Source organism: Sphingomonas colocasiae (assembly GCF_019880585.1).
Classification (GTDB): domain Bacteria; phylum Pseudomonadota; class Alphaproteobacteria; order Sphingomonadales; family Sphingomonadaceae; genus Sphingobium_A; species Sphingobium_A colocasiae.
Genome location: NZ_JAINVV010000001.1, coordinates 371,446 through 382,604 on the forward strand (window position 1 = coordinate 371,446; position 11,159 = coordinate 382,604).

Genomic DNA, 11,159 nt, shown 5'->3' on the forward strand with positions numbered 1-11,159 from the left:
GCCGCTTACACTTCTGTCAATGAGCGCCGACAGCCCGATCTGGACCACCCATTACGACCACCCCGGCAACTGGGATCGCGGCTTCGCGCCGCTGTCCCTGCCGGCCATGCTGGAGGCGAGCGCGGCGCGCTGGCCCGATGCCCCGCTGATCGATTTCATGGGGCGCCGCTACAGCTATGCCGAGACGCTGGACGGCGCCAATCGCGTGGCGTGCGGGCTGGCGAAGCTCGGCATCGTGCCCGGCGATCGGGTGGGACTGTTTCTGCCCAATGTGCCGCATTATCTGGCCGCCTATTATGGTGGGTTGAAGCTGGGCGCGACGGTCGTCAATTTCTCGCCGCTCTACACCGCCGACGAACTGGCCCATCAGGTCGAGGATTCGGGCATCAGGCTGCTTTTCACGCTGTCCGCCACTGCCTTGCTGCCGACCGCGCTCAAGGTGATGGAGCGATCCGGGCTGGAGCGGATCGTCGTCGGATCGGTGGCGGGCGCGTTGCCGGCCGGCAAGTCGCTGCTGTACCGCATGTTCCGCCGCAGCGACGTGGCCGCCCGCCCTGCTGATCCGCGCATCTCCAGCTTTTCGGCGCTGATCGCCAATGACGGCGTCTGCGAGACGCCGTCGATCGATCCGGTGCGCGACGTCGCGCTGATCCAATATACCGGCGGAACCACGGGTACGCCCAAGGGGGCGATGCTGACGCACCAGAATCTGACGGCGAATGCGCGCCAGGTGGACGCGATCGACCCCTGGCACGATCATGAGGACCGCATCGTCGGCGTGCTTCCCTTCTTCCATGTCTTCGCCAATACCTGCGTGCTCAACCGCACGGTCCAGCGCGGCGGCATGATCGCGATGCTGCCGCGTTTCGACGCGGCGCAGACCCTGGCGCTGATCGAACGGATCAAGGCGACCGCGCTGCCCGGCGTGCCGACCATGTATCAGGCGCTGCTCGATCATCCGCATGTCGAGCGGACCGATTTCTCGTCGCTTCGCGTCTGCATTTCGGGCGGTGCCCCGCTGCCCGAATCGCTCAAGGAACGATTCGAGGCGCGGACGGGCGCTCGCGTCGTGGAGGGCTATGGCCTCACCGAAAGCGCGGGTGTCGTTTCGACCAATCCCTATGACGGGGCCGGCAAGCCCGGCACGATCGGCCAGCCGATTCCCGGCACCTATGTGAAGCTGGTCGACAAGGAGGATCCGAGGAAGCCCCCGGCGGCGGGCGAACCGGGCGAGATCGTCTTTGCCGGGCCGCAGGTCATGAAGGGATATTGGCAGCGGCCCGACGCCGACGCCGAGGTGTTCGTGGACGGCTATCTTCGCACCGGCGACGTCGGGGAAATCGACGCGGACGGCTATATCCGCATCGTCGACCGGCTGAAGGACATGATCGCGGTTGGCGGATTCAAGGTGTTTCCGAGCCAGGTGGAGGACGTGCTTTATCGTTACCCGGGGGTAAAAGAGGCGCTTGTGATCGGAATCCCGGACGAATATCACGGTGAGGTACCGAAGGCGTTCGTGGTGCTCGACGGTACGGTGGGGATAAGCGGAGAAGACTTGAAGGCCTGGCTGAATCCGCAGCTCGGCAAGCATGAGCGCGTCGCGGCGGTCGAGGTGCGGGGAAGCCTGCCCAAGACCCTGGTCGGCAAGCTCAGCCGCAAGGAGCTGGTGGAGGAGGAGCGGGCGAAGCGATCGGGTGGAGCATGACCGTTTACGCCGTTGCGTTGATCACCATCGAAGACCGTGTCACTTACAAGCGCTATCAAAGAAACTTCGGCGCCGTTTTTGAGAAGTTTCAGGGAAAGGTTCTGGCGATGCGGGACAAGCCCCGCGTCGTCGAGGGCGAATGGGTGGGCGACAAGGTCGTCATCATGGCGTTCCCGAGCGAGGCCGCCTTCGAGGAATGGCGTCTTTCCCCCGAATATCTGGAGATTGTGGGCGACCGATTCTCGTCGACCACAGGCCCGGTTCTGCTGGTCGACGGCCATCCCTGGTCCTGAGCTGGCTCCAATCCTGTCTCGGTGCCGGGTGGAGGAGATGACGCTTTGGCTTCATACAGGCGCGGCTTTGCTTGACCCCGCCCGGCCCTCTCAGCCATAGCGGCGCCATGGGCGAAACGAGCACCGAGGACCTTGCGGGCCTCTCTTTCGAAGATGCGCTGAAACGGCTCGAGACGATCGTCTCGCGGCTCGAAAGCGGCGAGGCGTCGCTCGACGAATCGATCACCCTCTATGCGGAGGGGGACCGTTTGCGCGCGCAATGCGAGAAGCGGCTGTCCGACGCACAGGCCCGGATCGAGAAGATCAGCCTGGGGGGCGATGGCCGGCCGGCTGGAACCGCGCCCTTCGATGCTGGCTGATTCGCAGATGGCGGCCGCCAAGCTCAGCCTGAAGCCGGCGATGGAGCGTGTGGCGGCCGATATCGATCGTCAGTTCGATCTGCTTCTGCGCGTGCCCGACGATCCGCGCAGACCGCTTTATGAGGCGATGCGCCATGCCGCGATCGGCGGGGGCAAGCGCGTGCGGCCCTTGCTGACGGTGGCGACCGCCGAACTGTTCAATGTCGATCGTCAGCGCGCGATCCGCACCGCGACCGCGATCGAATGCATCCATGTCTATTCGCTGGTCCATGACGATCTGCCTGCGATGGACGACGACGATATGCGCCGGGGCAAGCCGACGGTGCACAAGGCGTTCGACGAGGCGACGGCGATCCTGGCCGGCGATTCTCTCCATGCGCTCGCCTTCGAGATATTGGGTGAGGATGCGACGAGCCCCGATCCGTTCGTCCGTTCCGAATTGATGCTCGAACTGGCGCGCGCCAGCGGGCCGAGCGGCATGGCCGGCGGCCAGATGATGGATCTTGCCGCCGAGCACGGCGATTTCGATCTGCCGACGGTCACGCGCCTCCAGCAGATGAAGACCGGCGCATTGATCGGCGTGGCGGTGGAGGCCGGGGCGATCCTGGGGCGGGTGCCGCCCGAGGGGCGGACGGGGCTGCGCGGCTATGCGCGCGACCTGGGGCTGGCTTTCCAGATCGCCGACGATCTGCTCGACGTCGAAGGGGACGAGGCGGTGGCCGGCAAGGCGCTCAACAAGGACGCGGCGGCGGGCAAGGCGACGTTCCTGTCGCTGCTGGGCGTCGATCGTGCGCGCGAGCAGGCGGCGGCGCTGGTGACGCAGGCGGTCGCGCATCTGCGCAGCTATGGCCCGGAGGCCGATCTGTTGCGTGCGCTGGCGCATTATGTGGTTGAAAGGGATCGCTGATGGCTGACCGTGTTGGAGTCTATCCGGGAACGTTCGACCCGATCACGCTGGGGCATATGGATATCATCCGGCGTGGCGCGAAGCTGGTCGACCGGCTGGTGATCGGGGTCACCACCAATCCGTCCAAATCGCCGATGTTCTCGGTCGAGGAGCGTATGGCGATGGTCCAGCGCGAAGTGGCCGGGATCGGCGGCGCGGTGACCGTCGTGTCCTTCGATTCGCTGCTGATGGATTTCGCCGAGCGTGAAGGGGCTTCGATGATCGTGCGGGGGCTGCGCGCCGTGGCCGATTTCGAGTATGAATATCAGATGGCGGGCATGAACCAGCAGTTGAACGACCGGATCGAGACGGTCTTCCTGATGGCTGACGTCTCGCTGCAGCCGATCGCGTCGCGACTGGTGAAGGAGATCGCGATCTATGGCGGCAATATTTCGCGTTTCGTGACGTCGTCGGTCGAAAGCGAAGTGCGTGCGCGTGTGGAGCAGATCGGGCGCAAGGGCAGCTGACGCGTTCAGCCGCCGCTCAGCCACGCGCTTTCATGGACCGGAACTGATTTTGGGATCGAGGTAGACATGCGTTCGAAGCTTTTTCTGATTGCGCTCGCCGGGTGCGCGGCGATCGCTCCGGCGCTGGCGCAGCAGCCCCCCGAAGCGCCGCCGGCCGCGGAAACCACGCCTCCGGCCGCCGAGAGCGCGCCGCCAGCGGCCGACGCCCCGCCAGCGGCACCCGCCGAAGAGGCTCCCAAGGCGCCGGCCGCGCCGCCGGCACCTCCGCCGGTCAACCTGGCCGTACCCAAGCCCGCGCCCGCGCCCGAGAGCGACCAGGAGAATATCCTGTATCTCGACCTGTCGACCGGCGGGCGCGTGACCATCCAGCTCCGCCCCGATATCGCGCCGGCGCATGTCGAGCGGATCAAGACGCTGGTCAATCGCGGCTTCTACAACGGCATCGTCTTTCACCGCGTGATCGACGGTTTCATGGCGCAGACCGGCGATCCAACGGGAACGGGCATGGGCGGATCGGACCTGCCGGACATCAAATCCGAATTCAGCCTGTATCCGCACCTGCGCGGCACTGTTGCTGCGGCGCGCGCGGAGAGCCCGGACAGCGCCAACAGCCAGTTCTTCATCATGTTCATGCCGCGCGGAGCGCTCGACCGGAAATATACGGCGTTCGGCCGCGTGATCGCGGGCATGGAATATGTCGATGCGATCGAGCGCGGCGAACCGCCTGAAAACCCCAGCAAGATCGTGCGTGCCTCGATGGCGGCGCAGGGCGTGCCCGCGCCGGCGCCCGCCGCTGCGGCACCTGCGGCCCAAGAGGCGCAGACCCCGCCCAAATAATGCGCGTCGACCTGTTCGATTTCGTTCTGCCGGCGGAGCGCATCGCGCTGCGGCCGGCGGAGCCGCGTGACAGCGCGCATATGCTGGTGGTGGGCGCGCAGGGCATGGCCGATGCGCGGGTGAGCGACCTGCCGGGATTGCTGCGTGCCGGCGACATGCTGGTGTTCAACGATACCCGGGTGATTCCTGCCCAGCTCGAAGGCATGCGCGGGGAAGCGCGGATCGGCGCGACCCTGCACAAGCGGGAAGGGCCGCGCCGCTGGCGTGCCTTCATCCGCAATGCCAAGCGGCTTCGCGAAGGCGATGTGATCGATTTCGGCGCCGGCGTGTCCGCGACCGCATCGGCGCGCGCGGCCGATGGCAGTTTCGCGCTCGACTTCGCGGGCGACGAGCCGGTCGAACTGCTGCTGGAACGCGCGGGGCGGATGCCATTGCCGCCCTATATCGCGGCCCGTCGCGCCGCCGATGCACGCGATGCAGAGGATTACCAGACGATGTTCGCGCGCGAGGCAGGCGCCGTCGCAGCACCCACCGCCGCGCTTCATTTTACGCCCGGCCTGACCGACGCCCTGGCGACGGCGGGGATCGCGACCGCGACGCTGACGCTGCATGTCGGCGCCGGAACCTTCCTGCCGGTGAAGGTGGACGACACCGACGATCATGCGATGCATGCCGAATGGGGGCGGATCGATGCCGCGACCGCCGATCGGCTGAACGCCGTCCGCGCGGCTGGCGGCCGGTTGATCGCGGTCGGCACGACCTCGCTGCGCCTGATCGAAAGCGCGGCGGGTGAGGACGGGATCATCCGGCCCTTCGAAGGCGACACCGCGATCTTCATCACGCCGGGTTATCGTTTTCGCGGCATCGATGGCCTGATGACCAATTTCCACCTGCCGCGTTCGACCCTGTTCATGCTCGTTTCCGCGCTGATGGGGCTCGATCGCATGCAGGCGGCCTATGCGCACGCGATCGGCAGCGGCTATCGTTTCTATTCCTATGGCGACGCCAGCCTGTTGCTGCCGTGAAAGGATTGCCGATGCGCACCTTCATCGTCTTCGTCCCGCTGCTTGCGCTGGCGACCGTCGCGGGCGCCAAGAAGGAGCCGGAGCCGACCCAGCCGACGCGACCGACATTGTCGGCATCGCCGGCGGCGGTGATGATCGCGGGCTTCGACAGCGATGGCGACACGCAGGTGACGCGCGCCGAGTTCGACGCTGGGGTGGAGCGCTCTTTCAAGTCGGGCGATCGCGATGGCGACGGATTGATCTCGCTGCTCGAACTCGGGCCCTGGTCGGAAAGGTGGCTGGGCAATGCCTATGCATTGCCGGGGCAATATGATCTCGACCGTGATGGCGATGACAAGGTCTCTCCGGCCGAATTCCGTGCCGAATTCAGCCGGCGCTTCGACGCGATGGACAAGGACAGGGACGGCGTGCTGGTCCGGTCCGAACTGATCGTGCTGACGATGCCGCGCCTCGATCCGCGCGACCGCAAGGGCAAGCAGCCGACACCCACACAGCCGCCGCGCGAATAGCGCGCTGCGGAGGGGATGGATAAAGTTCTCCATATGTTCTATTGCGACGGCATTATGGAGAAGAAATCATGAATCGCGCGGCCAGGGTGAAGCTGTCCGAAGAGACGCTGAAGATCATCGAAACGGGCGCTTATCAGGGGCCGCGGGGCGGTCAGGTCTCGATCCGCGATGCCGCCGATCGGGCGCTCGAACGCACGATATTGTTCCGCGACGGGGATTTTCCCGAAAGCCCGGCACTGACGCGGATCACCGAGTCGACGGTTTTCGAGGTGACCGGCGAGACGACGGTTTCGGCTGCATCGCGAATCCTCGGCAGTGTCGATGGCGACGATCCGTTCATACTCAATTTCGCGTCGGCGATGAATCCCGGCGGCGGCTTTCTCAGCGGATCGCAGGCGCAGGAGGAATCGCTGGCACGCTCGTCCTCGCTCTACGCGTGCCTCATGGCCCGGTTCGACATGTATGCCCATAATCGCGGCCGCAGTTCCAAGCTCTATTCGGACTGGATGATCTATTCGCCGGCCGTTCCCGTTTTCCGCAACGATGATGGCCGGCTGCTCGATCGGCCCTATCTCGCGACCTTCCTGACGTCGCCCGCGGTCAATGCGGGCGCGGTCAGGCAGAATCAGCCCGATCGTGTCGGCCTGATCGACGCCACCAATCGCGAACGCGCGCGCAAATTGCTGTGGATCGCCAACAGGAACGGTCACCGCGTGCTCATCCTCGGCGCCTGGGGATGCGGCGTTTTCGGGAACGATCCCGCCACGATCGCGGCGATGTTCGACGATCTGCTGCGCGGCGAATTCGCCGGCTGCTTCGAGCGCGTGATCATGGCGATCTACGATCGGACGGCTGATAATGGCGTTTACAAGGCCTTCGCCGCCCGCTTCCCGTCCTGATTTCCGGAAGTCATACGCGATCTCGAAGATGCTGGCGCATCCTCGATCGGTTCGCTCAAGCGTCGAGCGGGCTGATACCAGGGGGCGGGGATGCTGACGCATCCGCACCCTGGAACGCTCAGGCACACGCGAGCACTGTCATGTCGAGCGGCGTGCGCAGCCGGAAGCCCAGCGTTTCGTAAAGCGCGATCGCCGTCACATTATCGGCGTAGGTGTGAAGGAACGGGCGCTCGCCGCGGGCAACGATCCGTGCCGAGACGATGCGCATCAATGCGCCGGCATAGCCCTTGCCGCGATGATCGGGGTGGGTGCAGACGCCGCTGACTTCGGTGAATTCGTTGATCCGCATCCGTTCGCCCGCCATCGCGACGAGTTGCCCGTCGATACGCACGCCGATGAACGCGCCGAGCCTGTGGGTGCGTTCGAAGAACGGCCCCGGCTTTGTGAGCAACGCAAGCGCCCGCATCTCCACCGCATCGGACTCGTCGAGCGGAACGAAATCGATCGGCTTCGCGGGCGGCGCGACGATATCGGCGACCATCTGGTGCAGCAGGGCGGTACGGCGGATGACGGTGCCGGGCGATGCCACGACGTTCTTCTCGCCGACCAGCCAGAGTTCGCCGCCCGAGGGAATCAGCGCCGCCAGTGCCTCGGCGTTCTCCGGGGAGGCATCGGCCGGTGCACCGAATGGCCCATAAAGCGGATCGAGGCGGCGCGCGCGGTCGTCGCCCTCGGCGACATGTGCCCAGCCGGTGGTGAGCGAGGACCAGATGGGGCGATCGAGCGGATGGGCGTCCGCGATGGATTGATGACGACTCATTAGTTGACAATGGCAACTATTTTGCGACAGTCAATCCCATGACCGAAAGCCGACAGGACACGATCAAGGCGCTCCGGGCCTTCAACCGGTTCCACACGCGAACCTTCGGCGTGCTCGATGCGTCCTTCATGGGCAGCGGCCTGTCGCTCGTCGAGGCGCGCGTGCTCTACGAAGTCGCACGCAAGGCGCCGGTGCTGGCTTCGGACATCAGGGCGGTGCTGGCCATCGACGCGGGCTATCTCAGCCGGATCGTCGCGCGGTTCGAAACGCGCGGGCTGATCGTGCGGGGGCGGGGGCATGACGCCCGGCAGCGCCCGATCACGCTGACCGATGCCGGCCAGGCCCTGTTCCGCTCGATCGACAGCGATGTCTATCGGCAGGTCTCGGACAGCATCGCCCATCTCGACGCGGCCGGACGCGCGGCATTGTCGCTGGCGCTCAACACCGTCGTCGATCTTCTCGGCGGCGATCTCGAGACGGTGTGATCAGGCGCCCTTCCGCTTGGCGAAACCGGCGATGGCTTGCTTGAAATAGTCGGACTGGTTGACCACGGGGACCAGATCGAGTTCGCGTTGCAGCACCTGTTCCAGGGATTGCGCGCCTTCGGCATAGACCGATTTGGTCAGCGCGACGCTGAGCGGCGCGAGTGCTGCGAAACCCCTGGCGGCCGCGCGCGCGGCCTCGAGTGCACTGTCCGGCGCACAGAGTTCGTCGGCAAGTCCCTGATCGACTGCGGTAGCGCCGCTGACTTCGGTGGGCACCATCAGCATCCGCCGCGCCGCGATCGGGCTGATCCTCTGCTGAAGACTCCACATGATGCCGAGATCGCCGATCAGGCCGATCTTGCCGAAGGCGGTGATCAGCCGCGCATTCTCGGCCACGACCAGATGGTCACAGGCGAGCGCGATAGAAAGCCCGCCGCCGGCCGCGATCCCCTCGACGGCGGCGATCACCGGCTTGGGGCCAGCCGCGATCGCCCGGACCAGGCCGTGGACCTCCTTCATATTCTCGCGTGTCGCATTGGCGGAGGGCGGCGGCAGATCCGGATCGATGCGCGACAGATCGGCGCCCGAGCAGAAATGCGCACCTTCCCCCGCCAGGATGATCGCGCGACAGCCATCATCCTTGGCGAGGGTGACGAGATGGGCGGTGAGGCTCCGCCGCATATCCGGCGTGAAGGCGTTGCGGCGCGCCGGATTGGACAGGGTCAGGATCGCGATCGCATCGTCGCGATCGAGCGTGACACCGGGTTCGCTGCTCGTCATGCCTCAGTCCGCCTTCAGCACGCGCCGCGCATTTTCGCGCAGGAATTTGGGCCAGACCTCGTCGCGCAAGGGCACCGACGGCAGTTCGGCGAAGCTGCGTTCCAGCGACAGGCCGGACGGGTAATAGCCGGCGTACATCACCTTGTCGGCGCCCCGCGTGTTCGCATAGTCGATGATCGCCTTCGGGAAATATCTGGGCGCGAAGGCGCTGGTCGAATAATAGAGATTGGGCCATTTCAGCAGCAGCTTGACCGCCATATCCACCCATGGCTCGGCGCCGTGGCGCATCACGAAGACGAGATCGGGGAAGAACCAGCAGACCTCGTCGATCAGTTCGACATGCTGGGGCGCGAAGGGCATGCGCGGGCCAGGCACGCCGGCATTGACGAAGATCGGCAGGCCGAGCTCGACGCATTTGGCGTAGAGCGGATAGGCGCGCTTGTCGTTGATCGGCACGCCGCATCCGCAGGGAAAGAAGCTGGCGGCGGCGATGCCGTGTTTCTCGTACATCTCGGTCAGCCGGGCGAGTTCGGGCATGCCGCCGGCGGGATCGATCATGACATGGCCCAGGAACCGATCGCGATGTGTGGTGATCGCTTCGATCGTGACGGCGTCGCCGACGCCGATCAGCGCCTTGTCGATGCCGAAACGATCCATTTCGCGCAACGTGTCGCCGATCGCGTCGGGCCCGCGTTCGACCTGCGGTGGATCCTTGAACAGGAAACCGGCTGGGTGGACGAAACGCTGGTTGCGGCTGTCGTCGTCGCGCAGCCGGTCTCCGAACTGGCTGGACCAGTCTCGGCTGGCATAGGGCAGATCGAGCATGGTATCGATCACGCCGATATTCGTTGGCATCGCCATCAGTTCATCCCCGGAAAGAGCAGGATCGCATTGTCGCGGAAGAAGGCGCGTTCGTAATTGGCGCCGAGTTGGTCGGTCCATTTGCGGAACTTGCCGACGGGATCGCGGCTGCCCTCGATATGCGGATAGTCGCTGTTGAAGGTGTAGACTTCCGACAGGCCGTAGCGATCGATGATGCGGACGAGGTCCTCATGCCAGAAGGGTGTCACGCGCACATTGCGGCGAACATAGTCGCTGGGCTTGAGCGGATAGGTGATGCCGACCTTCGCCATCAGGTCCGCATGCTGGTCCATCCGCTCGCACAACGGGCCCAGCCAGCCCGCGCCGCATTCGATGATGCCGAAGCGCAATGCCGGGTGGCGTTCGAACACGCCGCCCATCACCATGGTGAGCAGGAATATCTCCGGCGCGACATGGCAAACGAGGATATAATAGGGGCCGATCGCTTCTTCCCCGCCTGCGCGCCCGTCGAAGCTCACGCGCAAGGCATCGGCATCGGCGAAGGCGCGGGGCGGCAGCATCGGATCGGGCTCGGCGCTCGACACCACGCCGCCCGACGCGATGTGGAGAAAGGCCGGCACGTCGGCCTCTGTAAGCGCGGCCCAGAAGGGATCCCAGATGCGGTGCGCGGGCGAGACGCCGCCTGGCGGCGTCGCGCAGGAGAGCAGCACGCCGCGTGCGCCGCCGGCGATGACGCGGTGGAGTTCGGCCAGCGCAGCCTCCGGATCGGACAGGTTGATCTGGCAGACAGCCCGTGCCCGCCCTAGTGTTCGCCGCGTCCAGTCCAGCGCGTAATCATTATAACGGCGGCAGGCGTCGACCGATGCCTTGCCTGCCATGCGCAACTCGCGCAGCGCGGTGTTGGGAAAGAGCAATGCCGCCTCGATCCCGGTCGCATCCATCGCGGCGAGCCGGTCGTCGGGATCGCAGGCGCCCAATGCGCTGATCCCCTTGGTGCCCCAGACATCGTCGCGATTGCCCGCGCGCGCCGCCAAATCGGTCTTCGAGCCGTGAAATTGCTCGAGGAAATCGAGCACGAAATCGCCGTCGACCTCGCCCAGCACCTCGCGCATCATGTCCGGCGCCATATAGAGATGAGAATCGCAGTCGAGCAGGCGCCCCTCCAGCTTGCTCCGCGTCTTCGTAATCCGGGCCGTCATCCAGGGCCTCTCC

At 65.6% G+C, this 11,159-nt stretch carries 14 protein-coding genes; 10 read left to right on the forward strand and 4 right to left on the reverse strand.

What is annotated here, in order from left to right; all coding sequences use genetic code 11:
* Window positions 1–19: 19 nt before the first annotated feature.
* The 9 genes from K7G82_RS01780 to K7G82_RS01820 all read left to right on the forward strand — a co-directional run bounded on the left by K7G82_RS01780 (window position 20) and on the right by K7G82_RS01820 (window position 7,040).
* Window positions 20–1,705, forward strand: coding sequence for a long-chain-fatty-acid--CoA ligase (locus K7G82_RS01780; RefSeq protein WP_222988093.1), 1,686 nt, complete (start codon window positions 20–22; stop codon window positions 1,703–1,705).
* Entirely contained in the window at window positions 1,702–1,998 is a 297-nt protein-coding gene (locus K7G82_RS01785) for a DUF1330 domain-containing protein (protein WP_222988094.1), read from the forward strand. The genes K7G82_RS01780 and K7G82_RS01785 overlap by 4 nt, the downstream gene beginning before the upstream one ends.
* Window positions 1,999–2,105: 107 nt before the next feature.
* Window positions 2,106–2,357, forward strand: a complete 252-nt coding sequence (locus K7G82_RS01790; protein ID WP_222988095.1) for an exodeoxyribonuclease VII small subunit — start codon at window positions 2,106–2,108, stop codon at window positions 2,355–2,357.
* A gap of 7 nt (window positions 2,358–2,364) precedes the next feature.
* The gene (locus K7G82_RS01795) at window positions 2,365–3,264 is read left to right on the forward strand and encodes a polyprenyl synthetase family protein (RefSeq protein WP_222988377.1); all 900 of its coding nucleotides are present in this window, start codon (window positions 2,365–2,367) and stop codon (window positions 3,262–3,264) included.
* A complete protein-coding gene (coaD, locus tag K7G82_RS01800; RefSeq protein WP_222988096.1) occupies window positions 3,264–3,770 on the forward strand; it encodes a pantetheine-phosphate adenylyltransferase in 507 nt (168 codons plus the stop codon). Before K7G82_RS01795 ends, coaD begins: the two co-directional genes overlap by 1 nt.
* Before the next feature lie 66 nt (window positions 3,771–3,836).
* A complete protein-coding gene (locus tag K7G82_RS01805) occupies window positions 3,837–4,607 on the forward strand; it encodes a peptidylprolyl isomerase (protein WP_222988097.1) in 771 nt (256 codons plus the stop codon).
* Window positions 4,607–5,632 (forward strand): tRNA preQ1(34) S-adenosylmethionine ribosyltransferase-isomerase QueA, encoded by a 1,026-nt coding sequence (gene queA / locus K7G82_RS01810; protein ID WP_222988098.1) that lies wholly within the window; start codon window positions 4,607–4,609, stop codon window positions 5,630–5,632. The genes K7G82_RS01805 and queA overlap by 1 nt, the downstream gene beginning before the upstream one ends.
* A gap of 11 nt (window positions 5,633–5,643) precedes the next feature.
* On the forward strand, window positions 5,644–6,141 hold the full coding sequence (locus K7G82_RS01815) for an EF-hand domain-containing protein (RefSeq protein ID WP_222988099.1): 498 nt from the start codon (window positions 5,644–5,646) through the stop codon (window positions 6,139–6,141).
* Between the two features lie 68 nt (window positions 6,142–6,209).
* Entirely contained in the window at window positions 6,210–7,040 is an 831-nt protein-coding gene (locus K7G82_RS01820) for a TIGR02452 family protein (RefSeq protein WP_222988100.1), read from the forward strand.
* A 118-nt stretch (window positions 7,041–7,158) separates the two neighbouring features.
* Here K7G82_RS01820 and K7G82_RS01825 read toward each other — a convergent pair whose 3' ends face one another.
* Window positions 7,159–7,860, reverse strand: a complete 702-nt coding sequence (locus K7G82_RS01825; RefSeq protein WP_222988101.1) for a GNAT family N-acetyltransferase — start codon at window positions 7,858–7,860, stop codon at window positions 7,159–7,161.
* Window positions 7,861–7,898: 38 nt separating this feature from the next.
* On the opposite strand from K7G82_RS01825, the gene K7G82_RS01830 reads away from it, so the two are divergent.
* Window positions 7,899–8,345 carry a MarR family winged helix-turn-helix transcriptional regulator gene (locus K7G82_RS01830; RefSeq protein WP_222988102.1) on the forward strand — a complete coding sequence of 149 codons (447 nt, stop codon included), beginning with the start codon at window positions 7,899–7,901 and terminating at the stop codon, window positions 8,343–8,345.
* Here K7G82_RS01830 and K7G82_RS01835 read toward each other — a convergent pair whose 3' ends face one another.
* The 3 genes from K7G82_RS01835 to K7G82_RS01845 are packed head-to-tail and all read right to left on the reverse strand — an operon-like array spanning window position 8,346 to window position 11,146.
* A complete protein-coding gene (locus tag K7G82_RS01835; protein ID WP_222988103.1) occupies window positions 8,346–9,125 on the reverse strand; it encodes an enoyl-CoA hydratase/isomerase family protein in 780 nt (259 codons plus the stop codon). It lies immediately after the preceding gene.
* A gap of 3 nt (window positions 9,126–9,128) precedes the next feature.
* The gene (locus K7G82_RS01840) at window positions 9,129–9,986 is read right to left on the reverse strand and encodes an amidohydrolase family protein (protein WP_222988104.1); all 858 of its coding nucleotides are present in this window, start codon (window positions 9,984–9,986) and stop codon (window positions 9,129–9,131) included.
* Window positions 9,986–11,146 carry an amidohydrolase family protein gene (locus K7G82_RS01845; RefSeq protein WP_222988105.1) on the reverse strand — a complete coding sequence of 387 codons (1,161 nt, stop codon included), beginning with the start codon at window positions 11,144–11,146 and terminating at the stop codon, window positions 9,986–9,988. Before K7G82_RS01845 ends, K7G82_RS01840 begins: the two co-directional genes overlap by 1 nt.
* Window positions 11,147–11,159: the final 13 nt, after the last annotated feature.